This is a genomic window from Methylocaldum sp. GT1TLB (genome assembly GCF_051027445.1).
In the GTDB taxonomy this organism is placed as follows: domain Bacteria; phylum Pseudomonadota; class Gammaproteobacteria; order Methylococcales; family Methylococcaceae; genus Methylocaldum.
On record NZ_CP194898.1, the window covers coordinates 524,262 to 548,363 of the forward strand.

The following is a 24,102-nucleotide window of genomic DNA, read 5'->3' on the forward strand; positions in this document are numbered from 1 at the left end:
AGGGATGCGCAACGGCTAGGAAATTTACTGGGTCCGGAAGTAGCATCCTCCGGGTGTAGAGGCAACATGACCTTGCAGTTCCAACATTAAAAGCATCGAGGCGATAGCTTCCGGCGTTTTTCCTGTGGCTGCCACTAGAGTATCCACAGAGGTTGGGTCGTACGCAATATATTTCAAGAGTTCCATATGGGGTTGGTTGTCGTCCGAATCGGTTTTGAACGAAGGTTTGTAGGCTTGGACGGATAATCGCGCCTCGAATTCCTCGACGATATCCTCAACCGTTTGGATCAGTTTTGCTCCGTTTTTTATCAATTCGTTGCAACCGCGGGAAAGCGGATTGTAAATCGAGCCGGGTACGGCGAAGACCTCGCGTCCCTGTTCGGCTGCGAGACGTGCAGTGATCAAGGATCCGGACCGCGGCGCGGCTTCGACGACCAGGGTACCCAAGGAAAGGCCGCTGATAATACGATTCCGACGGGGGAAATGATCGGCCTTGGGGCCGGTTCCGGGAGGGAATTCGGATACCAAGGCTCCGTTCTGGGCGATGATTTCGTGTGCCAGATTCTGATGACGGTACGGATATACTCGGTCCAATCCCGTGGCGGCGACGGCTATGGTAACACCGCCCGCTTCGAGCGCTCCGGAATGCCCGGCGGCATCAATCCCCAATGCCAGCCCGCTGGTGACAGCAAAGCCAGCGGAGACTAAGCCTGACGCGATTTCTCGCGCAATCCGCCGACCGGACGGCGACGGATTTCTGCTGCCGACAACTGCAATCTGGCGAAATGAAAGGGCCGAAACGTCCCCTTTAACGAAGATCAGCGGGGGCGGATCGGATATTTCGCGCAGCAGCGCGGGATATCGAGGATCGTGCAGCGTGAGGCAATCGTGGCCCGACGCACTCAGCCATTGCAAATCGGCTTCCACGGCCAGCCAATCCGGATGGCAGAGATAGACGATGGTTTCTTCTTTAAGACCTAAGGCGGCTAGATCAGCCGCCTTGGTTTCGAAGAGTATTCTAGGACTGTGGAAATGGGCGAGAATGGCGCAGAACCGCCGGCTTCCGATGAGCGGTGCTCGATGCAGTGCCAGCCAGTAGCGCAGGTCTTCTAAGCTTTCCGCGGAGCAGCCTGTCGTCAAGGGGTTGCAGCAATGTCTGACACGTGTATCGCACGTGTTGCGTTCATGACCAGCGCATAACTGACGCGTTCGAAGGGGCGGAAGATCATCAACAAGCCGGCGTGTTCGTCGGGCAAGGCCACGGTTTCGCCGGGTCTCTGGCTTACGATATCCCGTATCGGACGTGCGCTTTGATAAATGTCGAGAACGTGTCCGGTTTCGATGCCGTCGGCGGTTCCTTTGTCGATCACCACGACCTGGTATTGGCCGATCTGCGAGACCCCATCCAAGACACTGATGATATGGGCTTCGATATCTTGCTCGGGCGCACGTGGCTGGAAATAAAGCTCGATTTTTTCTTGCTCGACCGGCATGAGCCGGTCGCCGATAATGGCTTCGCGCTGGGCGCGGGTCAACACCAGTGTTGCCGGGTCGCCGATACGTTGCAGTTGGGCGTCGGCTACGTAGATCGCTTCATAGCCGAGAATGTCGCCGGTAACTGGGTCCTGGTAGGCCGGGCCCGGTCTGAACAAGGTAAATGCCTGGTTCGTGCCGTCTTCGACCGCACGCACGTAAATCCCGTCGCCGATCCCTCCCACGATATGCTCGTCGACAAACGCCACGATATATGGCGCATCCTGTAATTCGCGCTTGTTGACGACCCTGGGTCTACTCAGAAACTGACGGATCGCGTCCATGGGAATGAGCGGCACGGCTCGGGCGATCGGGCTGACTCGAACTTCCGGGCTCAGGCGTACTTCGGACGGCGTTTCGATTTGCAGGCGGGGCTCGCCGTTTACGTAGCTCAGGGCGATCACGTCGCCCGGATAAATAAGATGCGGATTTGCGATTTGGGGGTTGTTTTGCCAAATTTCCGGCCACTGCCAGGGCTTGCTCAAGAACTTACCGGAGATGCCCCATAGCGTGTCTCCCTGGACTACGGTGTATCGGTCCGGATGATTCGGATTTAGCTGAATGTGATCGGCCGACACCGTGCCGACGACGAACGATAAGGCAATACCGATAATGATTCGAAGCGTCATCTTGTCTCCTGCTCATCACGCATGGCGCGGCCATTCGAGTGTGGGAAGCGCTGGACTCACTGCAAGAATTTGTTCGCGATAAGGCATGTGCAACTTTCAAAAACCAATCGAGTCTTAAGGAACGGCGTTCAAAGTCTAGTTGAATTTCGTTAGAATTCCATTGACTTAGGTATTCAGCGTCCACGATAAACGTTATGGCCATCTTAACCATTCTTGAATTTCCCGATGACCGGCTCCGCAAGAAAGCGGTTTCCGTGCCCGTGGTCGACGAGTCGATCAAGCGGCTTGTGGACGACATGTTCGAAACGATGTACGCCGCTCCCGGCGTAGGTCTTGCCGCAACGCAGGTCAACGTCCAAAAACGCATCGTGGTCATCGATGTGTCCGAGGAAAAGAACACCCCGGTTTGCCTGATCAACCCCGAGATCGTGGAGAAGGACGGGAGCGAGGAAATGGATGAGGGTTGCTTGTCGGTTCCCGGTGTTTTCGAAAAGGTAACTCGCGCCGAGACGGTCAAGATTCGTGCATTGGACCGCAATGGCGATGCTTTCGAACTTGAAACCGATGGCCTCCTCGCAGTCTGCATCCAGCACGAGATCGACCATCTGGATGGAAAGTTGTTCGTCGATTATCTCTCGCCGTTGAAACGCCAGCTTATCCGTAAGAAACTGAAAAAGGATCAGCGGCAGCGGACCTCACAGCAGCCGCAGAAAACACGGGCAGTCGTCTGATTTCAAGTCTCCCGATACTTCGGGGGAGTAGGATTCGCTCCGGGCGGAGAGGGTCCTTCTTTTGGTTTACGCAGCGGCACGTAGCTGCGTCTTTGCAATTCGCCACTTCCATCTTATGAAGATCGTTTTCGCCGGCACACCGGAGTTTGCCGTTCCTACCCTCGAGATGCTTTTGGAGGGGCCGCATGATGTCTGTGCGATCTATACCCAGCCCGATCGCCCGGCGGGCCGGGGCCAGAAGCTCAAGCCGAGTCCGGTGAAGCAGTTGGCACAGTCTCACGGTATACCCATCTTTCAGCCGACTACGCTGAAGGACCCCGAGGAACAGGAGCGGCTCAGGTCTCATGATGCTGATTTGATGGTGGTGGTGGCTTACGGCCTCATCTTGCCCAAAGCGGTTCTGGAGATTCCCCGTCTAGGTTGCGTCAATGTTCACGCATCGTTACTGCCTCGGTGGCGAGGCGCGGCGCCCATACAGCGGGCCATCCTCGCCGGCGACGAGGTAAGCGGCATTACCATCATGTTCGTGGAGCCGCGTCTCGACGCGGGCCCGATGTTGCATAAGAAGAGCTGCAGGATCGCGCCCTTGGAAACGGCTGGAGAGCTGCACGACCGCCTGGCCGGGCTCGGCGCGGAAGCGCTCGCGGAAATATTGCCCGAAATCGAAGCAGGGACGGTGCGGCCCGAGGTTCAGGACGAAACCCAAGTTACCTATGCGGCGAAGCTGGAAAAGCACGAGGCGCGTTTGGACTGGACGATGGCGGCGATCGACCTGGAGCGCCGGATCAGAGCATTCAATCCCTGGCCGGTCGCCGAGACACTTTACCGGGGAGACATCTTACGGATTTGGCGGGCTGAGAGCCTGGATGAACCCGCGGGGGCCGAGCCGGGAACGATTCTTGATCGCGGCAAGACCCTGGATGTCGCCACCGGCAGCGGAGTACTCCGGCTGCTGGAAGTTCAGCTTCCGGGAGGGAGGCGGATGACGGCTCAGGCATTTCTGAACGCGCATCCGGTTAGATCGGAACGCTTCGGCTGATGGAGTCGAATTCACGCGTATTCGCGGCGGATGTACTCGTTCAGGTGGTGGGAGAACAGAAAACCCTCACGCACGCGCTCGAATCCGTCCTGCCCAAGATTCCACGGGAAAACGACCGCGCTTTCGTGCAAGCCCTGTGCTACGGCGTCATGCGCTGGTATTGGCGGCTGGATTATCTGCTCGGGTTGCTGACGCGGAAACCGATCAAGGACCTGGATCTCCGGATGTTGGCCATGCTCGGCTTATATCAACTCAAGTACACTAGGGTAAAGCCTCATGCGGCGGTGGCCGAAACGGTATCGGCGGCACGGCGGAAGGCCTGGGCGAAGCCGCTACTGAACGGGATTTTGCGCACCTATCTTCGGGAGCAGTCGACGCTGGAAGCTCGGGTTGAGGAAAAGAAAGTCGTTGCCGAAGCTCACCCGGAGTGGTTGGCCTCGCAGATACAGCGAGACTGGCCGGGTCGATACACCGAGGTTCTGAGGCAAAACAATCTCGCTCCTCCCATGGTTTTGCGGGTAAACCGCCTGGCGATATCGCGGGCGGCTTACCTGGAACGATTGGCGCAGACAGGCATTTCGGCCTATGCTTCCCCGGTCGGCGACAGTGCCGTAGTGTTGGAAAGCCCTACGGCGGTAGAGAGGCTGCCGGGGTTCGCGGAGGGTTGGGTATCCGTGCAGGACAGTGCCGCCCAGTTAGCCGCTGCGTTATTGGAGCTGAAGCCGGGTTTGCGGGTGCTCGATGTGTGCGCGGCTCCCGGCGGTAAATTGATGCATGTCCTCGAAACCTGTTCCGGTTTGAAGGAAGTGGTTGCAGTCGATATTTCCCCCGAGCGGGTTGCCAGGATTCACGATAATCTTGCGCGCGCCGGGCTGAACGCCAGGGTGCTGACTGCCGATGCCACGGATCCCGAAGCGTGGTGGGACGGGCAGATTTTCGACCGGATTTTGTTGGATGCGCCTTGCTCCGCTACCGGGGTCATACGGCGTCATCCGGATATCAAGGTATTGCGTAAGCCTTCCGATATTGGCGGGTTGCTGGACTTGCAGCGGCTTATTTTGGATGCCACTTGGCCGATGCTGGCGCCCGGCGGATTGCTGCTTTACGCTACGTGTTCCATCTTGCGGCAAGAAAACGAAGTGAGAATCGCCGAATTCCTCGAGAATCATTCCGACGCACGGGAAGTGCCCATCGAGGCGACTTGGGGGGAGGCGGTAAGCCATGGCCGGCAGATATTGACCGGCGATCAGGGAATGGATGGGTTTTATTACGCTCGCATAGTGAAAACCAGCTAGTGCTCCAACGTCTGAGTCAATGGAGCTTTCTTGTCGGCCTTTTACTGGCCTTCGATGCCGTGTGCGCGGATTACGGATTTCGGATCATACGCGCCGAGCTTGTGCCGTCCGGCACCAACTTCGTTTTAAACGCGGATATCGACTACCGTTTCAGCGAGTCCGCCCTCGAAGCCCTGAGACACGGAGTTCCCCTGACTTTGGCTGTTCGGCTCAAGATCAAGCGTCAGCGGCATTATTGGTTAAATGAAACGATCTTGAGTGAAATCCATAAGTTCCGGATTCTCTATCATCCCTTAGGGAGGTCGTTCCAGATCATTCACGCGGGCGGGAATACCGAAAGCTTTGCGAGTCTGACGGCCTTGCTGGAAGCCATGGGCGCGATCCGGGGCTGGTTCATGCTGCCGGCCGATCGCATCGTCGAGGGCAATAGCTACGAAGCGAGCCTGTCGGTAGATCTGGATATAGAATCCTTGCCGCTTCCTTTGCGTCCGATTGCCTACGTTTCCCCAAGCTGGTATCTCGGGAGTTCCTGGTACCGATGGCGCGTCGCAGATTAAAGCCACCGCTCAGTTTAACGATCCTGGCGCTGTTTTCGGCGCTCTTGGCATCGCTTCATTTGATGAGTACGGCGACCCAAGACGCGTCCCAGCTCGGAAAGATGTATTCCTGGCTGGTGCTGATCAATTCGCTGGGATCGGTTTTGCTTCTGGGATTGGTGGGCGCCAACGTCTACTGGCTGCTGAAACAGTTGAGGCGGAAGGCGGCCGGTTCCAATCTCACGCTCCGCATGGTGTTTCTGTTCACCCTGCTGAGCCTGGCCCCGGCCACCATAGTCTTTTATTACTCCATGCAATTCCTTCAGCAGAGCATCGACAGTTGGTTCGATGTCCGCGTCGACCAGGCCATGGAGGATGCGCTGCAACTGGGACAAGCCGCTTTGGACGAGCGTATGCGAGCCGTCTTGAAGCAAACCGAGCAAATGGCGGAAGGCTTGGAAGGCTCGCCGGAAGGTCTTGTGCCTATTCGCTTGGCAGAGCTGCGCAGCCATGCCGAGGACGGCGAGCTCACCGTTTTTTCCAAGCAAGGCCGCATTATGGGCTTTATCGGCAGCCAAACCGGAAGAATCATTCCGGACTTTCCGGAAACGGGCGTCTTGTTGCAGGTGAAGCAAGGCAAATCGTACGTAGGTCTCGAACCCGACGTCGGAAACGGCCTGCAAATCAGGGCGGTCGTATCCATCGCAGGGGATGACGCGCAATACCTTCAAGGCATTTATCCGGTACCGTTGCGTGTGGCCGATCTCGCGAAAACGGTCGAGGCGGCTTATGTTCACTACAAGGAGCTTACCTTTCTGCGGGGGTCATTGAAGCTGACGTTTTCCCTGACCCTGTCTCTGGTACTCCTTCTGAGTCTTTTAGCCGCGATGTGGTCCGCGTTTCTCAGCATCCGCCGCATCGTGGCTCCGGTCCGGTATTTGGCCCAGGGCACCAGAGCCGTGGCCCAAGGCAATTACGAGAAGCGCTTGCCGGTAAAACGCAAGGATGAGCTGGGCTTCTTGGTCGAGTCGTTCAACGCCATGACGCAGAAGATCGCCCAGGCAAGAGACGAGGCGCAGCATTCCCGGCAGGAGGTCGAACGCCAGCGCGCCTATCTGGAAACCGTATTGGCGAACCTTTCCTCCGGCGTGTTGAGTTTCGACGAGTCGATGCGGCTTCTGACCGCCAATCAGGCCGCGAATGCCATTCTTCACGCCGAACTCGACAAGAGCGTCGGCGCTACGATCGGCGAGCTGACGGAAGCGCAGCCGCATCTGGCTGATTTGATGCAAATCGTTGGAAATCGATTGGAAAAGGAAAATAGCGTCTGGCGCGAAGAAATTCCCTTCCTCGGGCCCAAAGGCCGGCAGGAACTCTTATGCCGCGGAACGCCGCTATTCGGTTCGGACGGTGAGTCGCAAGGTGCCGTCGTGGTGTTCGACGATGTCACCGCACTGATCCAGGCCCAGCGTCAGGCGGCATGGAGCGAAGTGGCTCAGCGTCTGGCACACGAGATCAAAAATCCGCTCACACCGATTCAGCTTTCGGCCGAGCGTCTCAAGCACAAGCTGTCCAAGAATCTGGAGACGGCCGAAGCCGAGGTTCTGGATCGCGCGACCCGTACCATCGTGCAACAGGTCGAGGCCATGAAGACCATGGTCAATGCCTTCTCCGAATACGCCAAACCATCCATTATCCAGTTGCAACGGATCGATATCGATGCTTTGATCGAGGAAGTCGTGGCGCTTTATCCGCCTCAATCCGGTTTGGAGTTCGAACTCGATCTGGAGCCCACTTTGCCTCCGATATACGCCGATCCGATCAGAATTCGACAGGTTCTGCACAACATGATCAAGAACGCGCAGGAAGCCATGGCACCGGGGGTGTCGGGTAAAATGGGCATTCAGACGCGTTTGATCGAGGAAAACCGTCATCATTACGTCGAAATCGAGTTGCACGACTCCGGGCCCGGTATTCCGCCCGAGCAGGCTGACCGAATTTTCGAACCTTATGTAACGACTAAATCGAAGGGTACCGGTTTGGGATTGGCCATTGTAAAGAAGATTGTCGAGGAGCATGGGGGAAGCATCCGGCTGGTTTCGGGGCGCGGTGAAGGCGCGCGCTTTATCATACGAGTGCCCATCGCAACCGAAACGGCTGCGGTGCGCGGGCTAGCGATGGAGGTATAAGCGGTGGTCAAAGCGAATATTTTGGTGGTGGACGACGAGCCGGACATTCGCCAATTGCTCCAGGAGATTCTGGAGGACGAGGGCTATCGGGTTGCCGCGGCCGAGAACGCGAGCGTTGCGCGCAAGCTCAGGGCGGAACGCATGCCGGATCTGATATTGCTGGATATCTGGATGCCGGACGAGGACGGCATCACTCTGCTGAAAGAGTGGCTCCGGGATGACCAGCTTTGCCCTGTCATCATGATGTCCGGGCACGCGACGGTTGAAACCGCGGTCGAAGCGACCCGGCTGGGCGCGTACGATTTTCTTGAAAAGCCGTTGTCCCTGGCCAAACTCCTGGTTACCGTCGAGCGGGCCCTGGAAAACGCCAGGCTCAAGCGGGAAAACATCGGATTGAAGCGGCGGGTGGACATCCCGATAGAACCTGTCGGCAAGAGCGCCGCCATGGAGCGCCTCCGCGATCAGATCAAGCGTTTGGCGCAGCACGACGCCCGCGTCTTGTTCGTGGGCGAGCCCGGTTCCGGGAAAGAAACCCTGGCGCGTTATCTTCATGCCAACAGCGCGCGGCGCGACGGCCCTTTCGTGGACGTGGGCGTAGGCACGATCGCGCCGCAGTTCTCGGCGGTGGAATTTTTCGGCAGGATGGAAGACGGCCGGATTCACTACGGATTGCTGGAGCAGGCGCACGGCGGAACGTTATTCCTCGACGAAGTGGCCGATATGGAAGAGGAGACGCAGTTGCGCCTCCTCAGCGCGCTGGAATCGAGTTCATTCTCGCGGGTGGGCGGCAGTGAACTGATCAACGTGGATGTCCGCATCGTCGCATCGACCCGAAAATCGTTGGAAGAAGAGGTGCGGGCCGGCCGTTTCCGGCGCGAGCTCTATTACCTGCTGAACGTCGTCACGCTCAAGGTTCCGCCCTTGCGCGAACACAGCGAAGATGTGCCCGAGCTGCTGCGGTTTTATGTGGATTACTTCGTGAGCCGGGAGAAATTGCCGTTCCGGAAGTTTCCCGTTCCGGTCCAGAACTTTTTGCGGAATTATCCGTGGCATGGCAATATCCGCGAGCTCAAGAATCTGGTGCAGCGCCTCTTGATCCTGGGCAGCGGGGAAGAGGTAGAGCTGGACGAAGTGAAGGCGGCGCTCGGCGAGTCCTTGGGCGAAGTCGGCCCAGCCGCGGGCCAGCCCGATTTCTATGACCTGCCGCTCAAAGAGGCGCGCGAACGGTTCGAAAAGGCTTATCTCGAGTATCACCTGGAAAAATACAGCGGCAGCGTTGCCCGTCTTTCACATGCCATCGGCCTCGAGCGTACTCATTTGTATCGCAAGCTCAATTCGCTTGGGATCAAATTCAGAGAAAAGCGATAGCATCGCGGCTCTCGAATTTGCCGTTTCCTGTCTTAGTTTCTCTAACTTCTGCTCTCGATAATGAAAATAATCATACTTGGCGCCGGGCAGGTCGGAAGCAGCGTGCTCGCCAGCTTGGCGAGCGAGGCTAACGATATCGTCATGGTCGATACGCAGCCCGCCTTATTGAAGGATTTGCAAGACCGGTTCGACATCGGCACGGTTCAGGGCAATGCGGCGCATCCCACGGTATTGAAGCGAGCCGGGGCGGATGAGGCCGATATGCTCATCGCCGTCACCAGCGACGATGAAACCAATATGCTGGCCTGCCAGATGGCGGATATCCTGTTCAAGATTCCGCGAAAGATCGCCCGGGTCCGCGCCATCGAATATTTCAGTTATCCGGGCATTTTTTCGCCCGAGACCATTCCTATCGACGTCGTCATCAGCCCGGAACAGATCATCACGCAATTCATCGAGCGGCTGCTCAAGTATCCGGGGGCCTCTCAGGTCCTGGATTTTGCCGAAGGCCGCGTCCGGCTGGTGTCGGTCAGGGCCCATCAAGGCGGGCCGCTGGTCGGGCGGGAAATCCGCGAGCTTCATCAGCACATGCCGAATGTCCATGCGCGCATCACGGCAATTTTTCGAAACGGCCTGCCTGTCATCCCGAACGGAAAAACCATTATTCAGGCGGATGACGAGGTATTTTTCGCCGCATCGTCCGAAGAAATCAAAGCGGTCATGAGCGAGCTCAGAGAGCTCGAACGGCCTTACAAGCGACTGATGTTCGCCGGCGGCGGGCACATCGGCAAGCGCGTGGCTCAAGCGCTGGAGGGGCGTTATCAGGTCAAGCTCGTAGAAAAGGATTATAAGCGCGCCCAGAAAATCGCCGCCGATCTGAGCAATACGGTGGTATTGGCGGGCGATGCTTCGGACAAGGAGCTTCTGCTCAGCGAAAACATCGAGAACACCGATATTTTCTGCGCCATTACCAACGACGACGAAGCCAATATTTTGTCCGCCATGTTGGCCAAACGCCTGGGTGCCCGCCGGGTGATCAGCCTGGTGAACAAGAGCGCTTACGCGGACCTCGTCGATTCCTCACTGGTGGACCTCGTCCTTTCTCCGCAGCAGGCGACCATCAGCGCCTTGCTGCGTTATGTTCGGCGCGGCGATATCGTTCAGGTCCACTCCCTTCGGCATGGCGCCTCGGAAGCGATCGAAGCGGTCGCCCACGGGCGCCGCGGCAGCTCGAAGGTGGTCGGCATACCCATCGACAAGATCAACATTCCGCCGGGCGTGGTGATGGGGGCCTTGGTCAGGGGGGACGAGGTGATTCAGGTTCACCACGACACGGTGATCGAGGAGGGTGATCACGTCATCATGTTCCTACTCGACAAGAAACTTATTCCCATGGTCGAACAAATCTTTCAAGCTACCGATGTACCGGTCTGATTCCGGAGATTATCTATGACCGACGACGGGTTTCCGATTCGAGACAAATGGGACCGGATCTACCGGGGAGCCGGCGACGCGATTCCCGAGCCGGCACCGGTTTTGGCGGATAATGCGCATCTTCTCCCTGAATCCGGAACCGCCTTGGACTTGGCTTGCGGGCTGGGAGGAAACGCGTTGTTTCTGGCGCGGCGAGGGCTGGAGACCCAGGCATGGGATATTTCTCCGGAGGCGATCAGCCGGCTGAACGTCCATGCCCGACGGCTCGGTCTGGGTCTCCGTGCCGAGACCAGAGACGTGGTCGAGCTGCCTCCCACGGCGGAATCCTTCGACGTCATCGTCATCAGCCGCTTTTTGGAACGGTCTTTGACCTTGGCTATTACAAAGGCGCTGAAACCCGGCGGCTTGCTCTTCTATCAGACTTACACACGAGACAAAGCTGCCGGGATCGGGCCTACAAATCCGGCTTTTCTTCTCGATACGAACGAACTGCCTCGGCTGTTTGGCAGCCTCAGACTCGTGTTTTATCGGGAAGAAGGACAAATCGGCGATTTGAACCGAGGCAGTCGCAACGAGGCTTTTTTTGTGGGGCAAAAGGCATAGGCGCCGTGTAGCGGTACCTTGCTCACGTGAATCAACTCTTCAGGAGTACCAAGATGTCGTCTGTAAAAAGCTTAACTCCGCCCAACGCGTGGAATGCTTTCAGGGAACAAAGCGGCGCCGTGCTGCTGGATGTCCGCGATCCTTTGGAATTCTCCTATGTCGGGCATCCGTGCGGCGCCATCAACATTCCGTGGAAATGGGCGCCGGACTGGAAGCCCAATCCGGACTTCGTAAATCGCGTTCGCCAAATCGCTCCGAACGCCGATACCCCGATTTTCTTATTGTGCCGCAGCGGGCAGCGTTCGCTCGATGCCGCCAATGCCTTGGCAGCCGAAGGCTATTCGGATCTTACGAATATCGAGCAAGGCTTCGAAGGCCCTCTCGACGAACAGAAACATCGTAGCAGCGTCGGCGGCTGGCGTTATCATGGGCTTCCTTGGGAGCAAAGCTGATAGGGACGAAAGAGCCCGTCACTTTAAACGCCTTTGCGCACATGGAAACGGGGGAGGCGGACATCCGATAGGAGCTTCGCTCACACCCTGCGTCCATATCCGTATATCAAAGGCTCGACTTGCGATAAACCGCTTTAAACGGGCTACCGTTCTTCGTTTTGCAACATGGCGATGTTAATGATAGTCGCCTCATGCATCGCAAAAACGATAGAGAAGGGATCAGAGGGGTTTTCATGCAATCGAGTGATATCATGGTTGTGCTGCCGACGCTGAACGAAGAGAAAAACATCGCTCATTTTCTGGCGTCGTTACCGGATCGTTGTCGTCTCATTGTTGTGGATGCCGGGGACGACCGAACTGCGGAAATCGTCGCTCGCCACCGTTCGCCGGAGTTCACCCAAATCGTGAGGCTGAAAAGCACGATATCGGAAGCTCGTCAGATCGGTATGGAGTTGGCCGGAACCGGATGGGTCTTGTTTACGGACGCAGACGTGGTATTCCCACCAACCTACTTTCGGGCACTCGCCGGATATGCGGAATTCGACTGCGTCTACGGTCCAAAACTGTCGCACAATCGATTTCGCCGATATTACCGCTGGTTCGCCCACGGGCAATGGATATCTCACAAAATGGGAATTCCTGCGGCGAGCGGCTCCAATTTGCTGGTCAGGCGCCATATCGTGACGGAGGTGGGCGGATTCGATCCCGATCTGCTTTGCAACGAAGATTCGGAACTGGTCTGGCGCATTAAACGCGCCGGCTACCGCACCGCGTTCGCACCGGATCTGCCCGTATATGCAATGGATCATCGTCGTCTGGAGCGGGGCGTGTTCCGCAAGACGCTTCACTCTGTTGTCCGGTGCTTATTCCTTTATTGCGACCTGATTCCTGCCCGCTGGCGCAGACTGGATTGGGGTTACTGGTCGCATGTCCAGCAGGGCGAAAGCGGTGCGTCCGCTCAGGACTGAGTGAGCTTTAAAATCTGGTAGAATAACCGGTTTTACCCGGCTCCCCGCCCCCACCATCCATCCTTTTTCCGATTTATGATCGAAAAACTTCGCAATATCGCCATCATCGCCCACGTAGACCACGGCAAGACCACCCTGGTCGATAAGCTTCTCCAGCAATCCGGAACGTTCGCCGCCCACGAAAAAGTGGAGGAACGGGTCATGGACTCGAACGCCCTGGAGAAGGAGCGCGGTATCACCATTCTGGCCAAGAACACCGCCATCGACTGGAACGGCTATCACATCAACATCGTCGATACCCCCGGCCACGCCGACTTCGGCGGCGAAGTCGAACGCGTTTTGTCCATGGTCGATTCCGTGCTGCTCTTGGTCGATGCGGTAGACGGCCCGATGCCGCAGACCCGTTTCGTGACGCAAAAGGCGTTCGCCCTGGGGCTCAAGCCCATCGTCGTCATCAATAAGATCGATCGTCCGGGAGCGCGCGCCCATTGGGTATTGGACCAGACCTTCGATTTATTCGATCGGCTGGGAGCGACCGAAGAGCAGCTCGACTTTCCGGTCATTTACGCATCCGCCCTGAACGGCTATGCCGGCCACAGCCCGGATATCCGCGAAGGCAACATGGACCCCTTGTTCGAAACCATTATCGAAAAGGTGCATCCGCCCGTGGTCGACGAAGAGGGCGGCTTTCAAATGCAGATCAGCCAGCTGGACTATAGCTCCTATGTGGGCGTGATCGGCATCGGCCGCATCCAGCGCGGCACCATCAGGACCAACACCCCGGTGGTGGTCGTCAGCCGCGACGGCAAGCAGCGCAACGCCCGTATCCTGCAGGTGTTCGGATTCAAGGGGCTGGAAAGGGTCGAAGTGCCCGAGGCGAATGCCGGCGATATCATCGCCTTCACCGGCATCGATGCGCTGGAGATTTCCGACACCATTTGTGCCGTCGATTGCGTAGAGCCGCTTCCGCCTTTGACCGTTGACGAGCCCACCGTGAGCATGACCTTCCAGGTCAACAACTCGCCTTTTGCCGGCAAGGAGGGCAAGTTCGTCACGTCGCGGCAAATTCGCGAACGTCTTCAGCGGGAACTGCTGCACAACGTTGCCCTGCGCGTGGAAGACACGTCCGATCCCGACAAATTCAAGGTTTCGGGACGCGGCGAGTTGCATCTCTCCATCCTGATTGAAAACATGCGCCGCGAGGGCTACGAGCTTGGCGTGTCGCGTCCCGAGGTGATCATCAAGGAGGTCGACGGCGAGCTCTGCGAACCCTATGAATTCGTCACCATCGAAGTGGAGGAGGCGAATCAGGGCGCGGTGATGGAGAAACTGGGCGAGCGCAAGGGCGATCTTTTGAACATGGTGCCGGACGGGCAGGGCAGGGTACGGCTGGAATACATGATGCCGTCACGCGGCCTGATCGGCTTTCAGACCGAATTCATGACTGCCACCTCGGGCACCGGCCTTCTGTACCACGTCTTCGATCATTACGGCCCGGTGAAGAAAGGCGATATCGGCCAGCGTATCAACGGTGTGATGATTTCCATGGTGGAAGGCAAGGCCCTGGGCTATGCGCTGTTCAATCTGCAAGAACGCGGACGCCTGTTCATCGAGCACGGCACGGAAGTCTACGAGGGCATGATCATCGGCATCCATTCCCGCGACAACGACCTGGTGGTGAACCCCACCAAAGCCAAGCAGTTGACCAATATCCGCGCCGCCGGCAGCGACGAGAACATCATTTTGACTCCGCCCATCAAACTGAGTCTGGAGCAGGCTCTGGAGTTCATCGACGATGACGAACTGGTGGAGGTGACCCCGAAATCCGTTCGACTCAGAAAAAAGCTGCTTCTGGAACACGAACGCAAAAAAGCCACCCGTGCGGCGGGCGCCTGATGCAGAAATAAGGGAACATTCGCGATTGTCGATATCTGCCTTGGCCGTTTGTCGGATGATTGTCATCGCGGCGGACGGTCGAGGCTGCCCAAGGTCTGGTGCTCGGCTTTTCCGCTAGATATAAAGAAGCAGGAGTATCAGGGCCATCCCCGTGAGGGCGATTTGCCAGCCGATGCTCGACCAGCTGACTTGGACGCGCTCTTTTTGTTCCTGCCACCAAACGGGAACGGTTGACTTGGCTCGTTGGAAAATTCCGTTCAGCTTTTTGAATCCGAAAAGGAGGATGAGCATGAGCAGCCCGAATCCAAGCCATGCGGTAACTGCCTGAGCTTCATAGGGGGTGAGGGCAAGGAGAGCCTCCAGGACATGCTCGGTGACTAATTCGAGGGTTTCGAGCAGAAGTTCCACCGCCGTGATCAGAAAATCCAGCAGCACATCGCCCCAAAAAATAGCTGCGAGCACTCCTGCTCCAATCACTCCGGCCTTTTTCATCGTGGATCCCCTTTTGTCTTTCGTGCCCCGGTTCTCGGGCAGCCGCGCAAAAATTTTGCCCAAGCCAGGGTTCATCTAGTTCGCGTCTCGTCGAGCTTCCTCACGGTGTCTTCCTGGTGCAGAACAGAGCGTCGACCCTGCTGTTTTCAGTTTACAGATACAGGCTGCAATCTGCCATTTATAAAGCGTCGAACAGGCGATTTCTTGTGACGGGAAACAAGACGCGGCCTAACAGCTTTCTTGAAAACATGACTGGAGAACGCTCTGCACCTATTGGCGCACGACAATATGCTGCCCACGTTTTGAGGATCAAAAGGCCGGTAAAAATCGGCCGAGAGTGAATGAACCTACCAGCCGGCTTCTTTCTCCGGGGAAGCGCTGATTTTATGGATGGTTAAGTCCGCGCCGGCGAATTCATCTTCCGGGTCCAGGCGCAATCCGACCGTAAGCCTGAGAAATCCATAAATCAGGAGACCGCCGACCGCGGCTACGAAAAGCCCGAGCCCGGTGCCGATCAACTGCGATAAGAAACTGACGCCGCCGACACCCCCGAACGCTGGCAGGCCAAAAATTCCGGCAGCGATTCCTCCCCATGCCCCACAAAGGCCGTGCAAGGGCCAAACGCCCAACACATCGTCAATCTTCCAGCGATTCTGGGTCAGGGTGAACAAGACGACGAACAGAATCCCGGCGCCGGCCCCGACTACCAATGCACCGATCGGGTGCATGAGATCGGATCCCGCACATACGGCAACCAAACCGGCCAAGGGACCATTGTGTACGAAGCCGGGATCGTTGCGTCCCATCAGAAGAGCAGCCAAGGTCCCCCCGACCATCGCCATGAGAGAATTCAAGGCTACTAAACCGCTGGCAGCATTCAAGGTCTGCGCCGACATGACGTTGAAGCCGAACCAGCCGACAGTCAGTATCCAGGCACCGAGCGCCAGAAACGGTATGCTTGATGGTGGATGGGCGGAGATGTCGCCGTTTCGATGATAACGGCCCCGGCGCGGCCCAAGCAGAATCACGGCGACCAGGCCGATCCAGCCGCCTACGGCATGCACCACGACCGAACCGGCAAAATCGTGGAATCCTGCTCCGAAATTCTGCTCGAGCCAAGCCTGAACGCCGAAATTCTTGTTCCATGCAATCCCCTCGAAAAACGGGTACACGAGCCCGACCAGCAAAAACGTAGCGGTTATTTGCGGATTGAATTTCGCGCGTTCCGCTATCCCGCCGGACACGATAGCGGGAATCGCGGCTGCGAAAGTGAGCAGGAAGAAAAACTTGACCAGCTCATAGCCGTTGTTTTGAGCCAGATGTGCCGCCCCGTCGAAGAATTGGACGCCGTAGGCGATGTAATAGCCGATAAAAAAATAGGCTACGGTCGACATGGCGAAATCCGTCAGGATCTTTACCAAGGCGTTAACCTGATTCTTGCGGCGAACGGTGCCGAGTTCGAGAAACGCGAAGCCGGCGTGCATTGCAAGCACCATGACCGCGCCGAGTAGCACGAAGAATACGTCGTTGCTTTTACTGACAGTCTCCATAAAAACGATCTCTTTGGTTTCAGGACGGGGTGTCGTAAGCAAGAAACGAGCCTTTTGTTCTTGGCAGCATATGGCCTCGTTTTGGGGCATGTCTTCCCGAAACGGTGCAGCGCCGAATGATCCTATATGGTGCGAAAAGGACGGATGTGCACCAGAGATGAACAATATGTCATGCAGGGTAAGTGAATGCACTTAGATCGTTTGCCTGAATCCATTCTCCTTCCCGCTGTCATAGTCAGGAGTGTTTCGAAAACGAAACGATATTTCCTTGGGACTGACTTATTTTTGGACAGGAGGCGTTATGGCCGTAAAGCTCTTTGACTCGAGGGGTGTTCCCCTTGAAAAGCAACGGTTCACGTGGAAAGAGATGGTTCAGAAGCCGATCAGCAAGCTCGATGACGAGGCGTTCACGCGAGTCAGGATCATCCTCATGAACGGACTTGAAATGGAGGCGCTACGTTTTCAGCACCTGTGCGCACGGATGAACAAGGACCTTCAGGTACCGCTGGCTAAGGTCAGGCGGGCCGAACAGCATCAGCAGACTACCGTCAATTGGCTCATTTCTTCCGATCATTCACCGCTGGAGACCACCATCGCCTACGAGCAAGTGGCCGTCGAGGTCACCGCGGCGGTAGCGCAAAACGAGCCCGACGGCTATCTGGCTCAGGTTTACCGCTTCGGCTTGCTGGAGGATTTCGACCACCTTTACCGCTATTCGGCGCTGTTGGATCGGCTCGAGGGCAAAGACGCGAACAACATTCTGCAATCCCACACGGACATCATCCCGGGAAGACCGACCGTGGATGAGCATCGAGCGCCGCAGAACGATTTGCGCGAGCACTACGATCGAACCAAAGCGGCCGCGATCAGCAAGCTGCATGCGACGACGATCATGGCCGCCGAGTATCAGACCCATGATTTCTACGCCAATGTCGGACCGATGTATGCCGATGCGGTCGCCCGCCAGTTATATGCCGAAATCGCCTCGATCGAGGAGCAGCATGTCACTCAGTATGAGTCCATCATAGACCCCAACGAAACATGGCTCGAAAAATGGCTGCTGCACGAAGCGACGGAAGCCTACAACTACTACAGCTGCGTGGAGCAGGAATCCAACCCGCGCATCAAGGCGATATGGGAGCGTTTCCTGGATTATGAGCTCGGACATGTCGCATACGTGTCGGAACTGTTCAAGAAGTATGAGAGGCGCGATCCGGCCGAGGTCATTTCAGACACGTTGCCGGAACCTATTCCGTTCAAGAGCAACCGCGAATTCGTCCGCAAGGTGCTCGATCAAGAAGTGGACTTGCGCACCCGCGGCACTCAATTTGTCGATAAGTCGCAGGAAGATTCGGCGTCCTTGGATTACCGGCAGCATATGAATTCGGACGGGTCGCCATCTCAAACGGTGGCGGCGGGATACCAGTGGTCCCCCGGTACCGAGTTGAATCGCAGGGTCGCATAAATCGCAAGAAACCGTCTGAGGAGTTGAACCATGGAAAAAACATCAGTCGAGATGAGCTCGAAAAATCGCACCGGTATCGGCATGTCGCCGGTCGACAGCCAGCGGATGATAGACGCGGCGCAGGCGGCTCCTCCGAGTTCGTCGGGAGACGAATCGGCGCTTGCGAAACTCGATAGCGTCTATATTCGGGAAGCCGAGCCGGTGGGGTCGGTTCCGCCGCCGGGTACCTTGAAAGGTATGGCTCAGGCCACCCTACAGAAACTGACCGGCAAGCATCCCGAAGTCTTGGTCGATAAGCTGGGCGAGCGCCTGGCGTTCGAGCGCACCGGTACGCGGCTCTACGACTATCTCATTAACAAATGTGAAACCGCGTCCGAGGCCGGCTCGCCGATCTCTGTCGACACGCTCAAACGTTTTCGGCGAGAGGAGGCCCAGCATTTCAAGCTGGTGGCAAAGGCACTGGAGTCGTTAGGCGCCGATCCGACCACGCAAACGCCCGGTGCGGACGTCAGCGCCGTCGCGTCGAGCGGAGTGCTTCAGATCATGAGCGATCCGCGCACCTCCATAGACCAATCCTTAGAAGCAATCCTCACCGCCGAGCTGGTCGATCATGCCGGTTGGGAACTCTTGATCCGATTGACCAGCGAGATGGGGCTTGATGATATGGCCAACGATTTCCGGACGGCGCTTGCGGAGGAGGATGATCACCTGATGCAGGTGCGCCAGTGGCACGAACAATCCACGCTGTCCCACGCAGGCGTATCGGCGATCTGACGGCCATCGGTGCGGCTGCCTCGGAATTCGGCTTTTTATTAACCCGGCCTATAAATATAGGCCGGGTTAATCCGGGGCAGGGATGCCCCGGCGCGGCGACAAGCCGCGTGAGCCCAGGCCGGGCGTGTACCGGCCTGGGCGGCGGCCCGAAATACCAGGAGGGTATTTACGGGCCTGATTAATATTCAGGCAAAGGTCGGCCCGAGGCGGCTGCAGGGCAGTAGGATGATGCGCTGTCGTACCATAGGATCGTATTGCCTAACGCCTTTGCTTCGCCCATTTTATTCGTCACGATTCATGCCCGCGCAGCCGGAGTGATTTTGGGATTCTGAGAAACGGCGTTTCCTGCTTGCAGCTGCCACATGGCGTCGAATACACCGCGCCGCCGTCTCAGTTCCTCGGGGCTGCCGTCCTCGACGATACAGCCTTCACTGAGCACGATGATCCGGTCGAACGAGGCCACCGTGGACAGCCGATGAGCCACCGCCAGCACGGTGCGGCCCCGCATGAGCTTGGCCAGCGCCTGGTGAATCTCGAGCTCCGAAGCGGTATCCAGTGCCGAGGTGGCTTCATCCAAGATCAGGATCGGCGCGTTCTTCAGAAAGGCGCGGGCGATGCCGATGCGCTGACGCTGACCTCCGGACAGTTTCACGCCGCGCTCTCCGACCAGCGTGTGGTATCCCTCCGGTAACGCGCGGATGAAAGCATCGCAAAAGGCCTGACGGGCCGCGGCGTAGACCTCCTCGTCGCTGGCCTCGGAGCGGCCGTAGCGGATGTTGTCCAGGATCGAACGGTGGAACAGCGAAATATCCTGCGGCACCACGGCAATAGCCGCACGCAGAGCATCCTGCGGAATTTCGGTCACGCACCGACCGTCGATCAGAATGCGGCCTGTATGAACATCGTCGAGCCGTTGCACCAGGCTCACCAGCGTCGACTTGCCGGCGCCGGATGGGCCGATGATGCCTAGCCTCTGGCCGGCCGGAATGTCGAGGCCTAGATCGCGGAAAAGGAGATCGCCGTTTGCATAGCCGAAGCAGACGTTCTCGAACTTGATGGCTCCGCCTTGTGGCACGAACGGTTTCGCCCGTGGACAATCGGTTACCGAGTGCGGCTTGCCGATGTCCCTCAGGGTCTCCGCGATAAGCCCGAGCTGCTGAGTGGTGCCGAACAAGGCAAAGGCGAGGTCGCGGGAGCCGTGTAGTATGCGGAATGTCAACGTGCTGACCAGCACCACCTCGCCGGGCGTAATCCGATTCTCAGCCCAGAGTTGGAGCGCCCAAGCCAGTATGGTTCCCGCCATCAACCATAGCAGCAGGTCGTGAAGCACCCTGGTTTTCTCCTGATACATCCAGCTCCGCCGCTGGCTTTCGGCTTCCAATCCCAAATGCTCGGCCAAGCGTTCCCGTTCGCGTTGCCGGGCGGAAAATGCCTTCACCGCCCAGATGTTTCCCACCACGTCAACCAGTTCGCCATTCGCGCGCGAACACTGTTCAGCATAATGGCGATGTATGGGTTGGCCGCGCCGCCCGAACAGAATCATGCCTCCACCGACGATCGCGACAAAGACGCACAGGAGCGCAGCCATGTCACCGTGGACAGTTCCCAGCACGATCATAGCGCCCAGGAAATCGGTGCAAGGCGGCACCATATTCCAGGCGAGTACGCTGAACAGCGTCCCCGTGGCGGCAGCGGTTTCGCTGATGCGGTTGCCCAGGGAGCCGGCCATACGATCATTGAAATAGCACATGGAGTGGCCGGAGAGGTGCTGGAACAAATCGAGCCGCACATCCACGCCGGTGCTCACCATGGTCCGGCAGCCGAGCCAGCCGCTCAATCGCCACAGCCCATGCTCGACACCCACGAGAGTGATAAACAGTGCCAGGGGACCCCAGACGGCCAGCCGATTCCTCTCCGGAGCGGACATGGCGTCTACCAGAAACTTCATGCCCACCTGCACACCGATGGCGCAGGCGGCGGCGCCGATCACCAACAGGAACAAACCGGCGAAATGGAACGGCCGGCGCCGAACATAGTGCAGGAGAAAGAATAGGGGACGTCTCAGAAAACGAGGTGTCGCTTCGGACGTATTCGAATTTTTGGTGTCTGGCATCTGTCCCTGATCCCTAAACCGCAAAGCTCATGCGCAATTGCAACGGCAAGGCTTGGCATCATGCTTATGACGTGTCCGCTCTAACCGCCAGTTATCCGACCCGATGCTAAGCGGATCGAAACCTCGGGTGAATAGGGGCTGTCCCGTATATCAGGAGGATATGTAGGCGTTGAACATGCCGACAAACAAGGATTTAGCGCTTGATTCGATGTTGGAGCGGGTTTCGCGTTCTCCGTACTTCGGAACCGCGAACAAACGGACCCGGTCTCATTGGATAGTCTATTTTTCGCGATGCAGCAGAAAAATCCATTTCCAAGGAGGGCTCATGGAAAAAACACCCAAGATGACCGTATTTTCCCACCTACGTTGGAATTGGGTCTGGCAACGCCCTCAACATCTGCTGTCTCGCCTGGCCAAGCATTTTTCCACTGTCTTTATCGAGGAGCCGCTACACTCTGAAGCCGCGCATTGGGAGTTTCATCGCCCGGTTCCGGGGGTGCTTGTTGCCACCCCTTTCACGCCTATTCTCGACCCGGGCTTCAACCATCGCCAGTTCACGGAACTGGAGCCGCTCATGGACGACTTGAGCGAGCGCGAGGAACTGCGCAATGGCCTGGTTTGGCTCTACACACCCATGGCGCTGCCTTTGGCCCGTCGGCTCAAGCCCACGGCGATGGTCTACGACGTCATGGATGAGCTGTCCGCTTTCAAGGGCGCCTCTCCCGATCTATTGGAGTTCGAAGCGGAGGCCTATCGCGCAGTTGACCTGGTATTCACCGGAGGCCCCAGCCTGTATCGCGCCAAGGCGCACCGCCATCCCAACGTACACTGCTTTCCGAGCAGCGTTGATGCGGCCCACTTCGGCAAGGCTCGCGAAGCCGGCCTGGATCATCCCGAGCAAGCGGATCTGCCCCGGCCGCGGCTCGGCTTCTTCGGTGTTATCGACGAGCGCATCGACCTGCCGTTACTGGACGCCATGGCACGGACAAGGCCGGACTGGCAATTGATGATGGTCGGACCCGTCGCCAAGATCGATCCCGCGGAGTTGCCACGGCACCCCAACCTCCATTACTTCGGTCAGCGTTCCTATGAGGAGCTGCCCGCATTCTTGGCTGGATGGGACCTTTGCCTGTTGCCCTTTGCCCGGAACGATTCGACCCGCTTCATCAGTCCGACCAAAACCTTGGAATACATGGCGGCGGAAAAACCGATCGTCGGCACGCCCATCGCCGACGTGGCGGGGCCCTATGGGGAGATCGTCCACCTTGGGGATAGCGTCGAGCAATTCGTCACGGCCTGCGACCGGGCGCTGACGGAAGGGGACGATCGCACCCGGCGCAACGAGGCGATGCGCAAGGTATTGCGGAATACGTCCTGGGATGCTACCGCACGGTCCATGGCCAACGAGATCGGCAAAGTGCTGCACGGACGCCGGCGCGGCTCCGGTCCCGTTTCCCGCCGTTCGATGCGATCGCAGAACGAGCAGTGGGACATTGCCATCATCGGAGCCGGACCGACCGGCCTATCCGCCGCTTATCATGCCCCCGGCGCATTGCTGCTGGAAGCCAACGACAGCATAGGCGGCTGGTGCCGCTCCATCGAGGAGAACGGTTTCACCTTCGATTATGCCGGGCATATCATGTTTTCCAATGATGGGTATGTGCACGAGCTATACCGAAAGCTTTTGGGCGACAACGTGCACTGGCAGGATCGGGAAGCCTGGATCTACAGCAAGGGCGTGTACACCCGCTATCCGTTCCAGGGCGGTCTGTACGGCCTGCCGCCCGAAGTCATCAAGGAGTGTCTTGTCGGTGCCATCGAAGCCCGTTTTGGCCCCCTGAAGGAACGGAAAACTCAGGGCGGTAACCGCAGGGAATCGCTCCGTGACTGGGATTGTCAGGGCGGGGACGTGAAGGATTGCTGCGGCGACGGCATCCTGGAAAGTACCGTCCGCTGGGGTGCTGCGAACACTCGGAAAGGACTGCCGGAAGGCTTCGCAAATTTCGAGGAATTCATCTATAAGGTGTGGGGCGCCGGCATCGCCAAGCATTTCGCCATTCCCTACAACCGCAAGTTATGGGCGGTGGATCTCAAGGCGATGGAAACCTCCTGGCTGGGCGGACGGGTACCGCTGCCCGATCTGGAGGACATGATCGAGGGCGCCTTGAGGCCGGTGCCCAAGCCCATGGGACCGAACGCCCGCTTCGGCTACCCCCTGCGGGGCGGGTTTCAGGCGCTGATGAACGGCTTTATTCCCTACGTCCGCGATCGGCTCCGCCTCAATGCCGGGGTGGTCGCGATCTCTCCTCACCGGCATACGGCAACCTTGGCCGATGGCATGCAGATCGAGTACGGCCACTTGATCAGCACGATGCCGCTGCCGGTACTGGTCCGTAGCCTCGGCGAGGAAGCGCCGGTCCATATCCGCCGGGCGAGCGAGGGTTTACGCCACGTCTCGGTACGTTGCGTAAATCTCGGGATCGGCCGGCCCCATGTCACCGAGAAGCATTGGATCTATTACCCAGAGGACACGGTATTTCACCGCATTTTCGTGCAGGGCAACGCCAGCCCCCATTGCAATGCGCCGGGCGGTTTCGGCCTCACCTGCGAGATCACCTATTCGCCCGCGAAACCGCTGCCCTGCGACGGTGACGCCTTGATCGAGCGCTGCATTCGAGACTGTCAGAGGGTTGGCATGTTCACCCCCGACGACCCGATTTGGGCTGCCCACCAAGTGGACCTGCCGCATGCTTACGTCATTTACGATCATGTCCGTGCCGAAAACGTGAAGTTGATCCGGGACTGGCTTGCCGAACACGACATCCTTTTGGCCGGGCGCTACAGCGAATGGGAGTATTACAATTCCGATCACGCCTTCCTCGCCGGAAAGCGGGCCGCCGAGGCGGTGCGGGAGCGGCAGACTAAGCGCGCGCAACACAAGATGAGTTCAGCTTCCGAATCGGTGCTCCTGGCTGCAGCGGCGGCCGCGGAGGGCGCGCTGAAATTCTAGAGCGGCGCAATGACATGTAGAAGGA

At 57.9% G+C, this 24,102-nt stretch carries 19 protein-coding genes; 14 read left to right on the forward strand and 5 right to left on the reverse strand.

Going from position 1 to position 24,102, the window contains the following annotated elements; all coding sequences use genetic code 11:
* Positions 1 to 24: 24 nt before the first annotated feature.
* Positions 25 to 1,140, reverse strand: coding sequence for a DNA-processing protein DprA (gene dprA, locus ACR2R1_RS02295; RefSeq protein WP_077731606.1), 1,116 nt, complete (start codon positions 1,138 to 1,140; stop codon positions 25 to 27).
* Positions 1,137 to 2,162: a LysM peptidoglycan-binding domain-containing protein gene (locus ACR2R1_RS02300; protein WP_077731605.1), complete on the reverse strand. Its 1,026-nt coding sequence runs from the start codon at positions 2,160 to 2,162 to the stop codon at positions 1,137 to 1,139. The genes dprA and ACR2R1_RS02300 overlap by 4 nt, the downstream gene beginning before the upstream one ends.
* A gap of 194 nt (positions 2,163 to 2,356) precedes the next feature.
* On the opposite strand from ACR2R1_RS02300, the gene def reads away from it, so the two are divergent.
* From def to typA, 11 genes are all read left to right on the forward strand, one after another.
* Complete coding sequence (def, locus tag ACR2R1_RS02305) at positions 2,357 to 2,893, forward strand: peptide deformylase (protein WP_434112494.1); 537 nt, start codon at positions 2,357 to 2,359, stop codon at positions 2,891 to 2,893.
* A gap of 115 nt (positions 2,894 to 3,008) precedes the next feature.
* Positions 3,009 to 3,932 carry a methionyl-tRNA formyltransferase gene (gene fmt / locus ACR2R1_RS02310; protein ID WP_347257387.1) on the forward strand — a complete coding sequence of 308 codons (924 nt, stop codon included), beginning with the start codon at positions 3,009 to 3,011 and terminating at the stop codon, positions 3,930 to 3,932.
* Positions 3,932 to 5,227, forward strand: coding sequence for a 16S rRNA (cytosine(967)-C(5))-methyltransferase RsmB (gene rsmB, locus ACR2R1_RS02315; RefSeq protein WP_347257386.1), 1,296 nt, complete (start codon positions 3,932 to 3,934; stop codon positions 5,225 to 5,227). Before fmt ends, rsmB begins: the two co-directional genes overlap by 1 nt.
* Positions 5,227 to 5,784, forward strand: a complete 558-nt coding sequence (locus ACR2R1_RS02320; protein WP_077731601.1) for a DUF4390 domain-containing protein — start codon at positions 5,227 to 5,229, stop codon at positions 5,782 to 5,784. Before rsmB ends, ACR2R1_RS02320 begins: the two co-directional genes overlap by 1 nt.
* Positions 5,766 to 7,952 (forward strand): sensor histidine kinase, encoded by a 2,187-nt coding sequence (locus ACR2R1_RS02325; RefSeq protein ID WP_347257385.1) that lies wholly within the window; start codon positions 5,766 to 5,768, stop codon positions 7,950 to 7,952. Before ACR2R1_RS02320 ends, ACR2R1_RS02325 begins: the two co-directional genes overlap by 19 nt.
* Before the next feature lie 3 nt (positions 7,953 to 7,955).
* Complete coding sequence (locus ACR2R1_RS02330; RefSeq protein ID WP_133718543.1) at positions 7,956 to 9,320, forward strand: sigma 54-interacting transcriptional regulator; 1,365 nt, start codon at positions 7,956 to 7,958, stop codon at positions 9,318 to 9,320.
* A gap of 60 nt (positions 9,321 to 9,380) precedes the next feature.
* Positions 9,381 to 10,754 carry a Trk system potassium transporter TrkA gene (trkA, locus tag ACR2R1_RS02335; RefSeq protein WP_077731598.1) on the forward strand — a complete coding sequence of 458 codons (1,374 nt, stop codon included), beginning with the start codon at positions 9,381 to 9,383 and terminating at the stop codon, positions 10,752 to 10,754.
* A gap of 15 nt (positions 10,755 to 10,769) precedes the next feature.
* Complete coding sequence (locus ACR2R1_RS02340) at positions 10,770 to 11,357, forward strand: class I SAM-dependent methyltransferase (RefSeq protein ID WP_077731597.1); 588 nt, start codon at positions 10,770 to 10,772, stop codon at positions 11,355 to 11,357.
* Positions 11,358 to 11,410: 53 nt separating this feature from the next.
* On the forward strand, positions 11,411 to 11,809 hold the full coding sequence (locus tag ACR2R1_RS02345; RefSeq protein ID WP_077731596.1) for a rhodanese-like domain-containing protein: 399 nt from the start codon (positions 11,411 to 11,413) through the stop codon (positions 11,807 to 11,809).
* A 233-nt stretch (positions 11,810 to 12,042) separates the two neighbouring features.
* Complete coding sequence (locus ACR2R1_RS02350) at positions 12,043 to 12,777, forward strand: glycosyltransferase (protein WP_434112497.1); 735 nt, start codon at positions 12,043 to 12,045, stop codon at positions 12,775 to 12,777.
* Positions 12,778 to 12,852: 75 nt separating this feature from the next.
* Entirely contained in the window at positions 12,853 to 14,673 is a 1,821-nt protein-coding gene (gene typA, locus ACR2R1_RS02355; RefSeq protein WP_077731595.1) for a translational GTPase TypA, read from the forward strand.
* A 114-nt stretch (positions 14,674 to 14,787) separates the two neighbouring features.
* Here typA and ACR2R1_RS02360 read toward each other — a convergent pair whose 3' ends face one another.
* Both ACR2R1_RS02360 and ACR2R1_RS02365 read right to left on the reverse strand, forming a co-directional pair.
* Positions 14,788 to 15,165, reverse strand: coding sequence for a hypothetical protein (locus ACR2R1_RS02360; protein ID WP_133718539.1), 378 nt, complete (start codon positions 15,163 to 15,165; stop codon positions 14,788 to 14,790).
* A gap of 347 nt (positions 15,166 to 15,512) precedes the next feature.
* On the reverse strand, positions 15,513 to 16,715 hold the full coding sequence (locus ACR2R1_RS02365) for an ammonium transporter (protein WP_347257383.1): 1,203 nt from the start codon (positions 16,713 to 16,715) through the stop codon (positions 15,513 to 15,515).
* A gap of 301 nt (positions 16,716 to 17,016) precedes the next feature.
* On the opposite strand from ACR2R1_RS02365, the gene ACR2R1_RS02370 reads away from it, so the two are divergent.
* Both ACR2R1_RS02370 and ACR2R1_RS02375 read left to right on the forward strand, forming a co-directional pair.
* Positions 17,017 to 18,180, forward strand: a complete 1,164-nt coding sequence (locus ACR2R1_RS02370; protein WP_077731593.1) for a hypothetical protein — start codon at positions 17,017 to 17,019, stop codon at positions 18,178 to 18,180.
* A gap of 30 nt (positions 18,181 to 18,210) precedes the next feature.
* Entirely contained in the window at positions 18,211 to 18,954 is a 744-nt protein-coding gene (locus ACR2R1_RS02375; protein ID WP_077731592.1) for a ferritin-like domain-containing protein, read from the forward strand.
* A gap of 295 nt (positions 18,955 to 19,249) precedes the next feature.
* Here the strand turns inward: ACR2R1_RS02375 and ACR2R1_RS02380 are convergent, their stop codons facing one another.
* Positions 19,250 to 21,067, reverse strand: a complete 1,818-nt coding sequence (locus tag ACR2R1_RS02380; RefSeq protein ID WP_133718536.1) for an ATP-binding cassette domain-containing protein — start codon at positions 21,065 to 21,067, stop codon at positions 19,250 to 19,252.
* Between the two features lie 325 nt (positions 21,068 to 21,392).
* Between ACR2R1_RS02380 and ACR2R1_RS02385 the strand changes: the two genes are divergently transcribed.
* Positions 21,393 to 24,077 carry an FAD-dependent oxidoreductase gene (locus ACR2R1_RS02385; RefSeq protein WP_434112500.1) on the forward strand — a complete coding sequence of 895 codons (2,685 nt, stop codon included), beginning with the start codon at positions 21,393 to 21,395 and terminating at the stop codon, positions 24,075 to 24,077.
* Positions 24,078 to 24,102 lie beyond the last annotated feature (25 nt).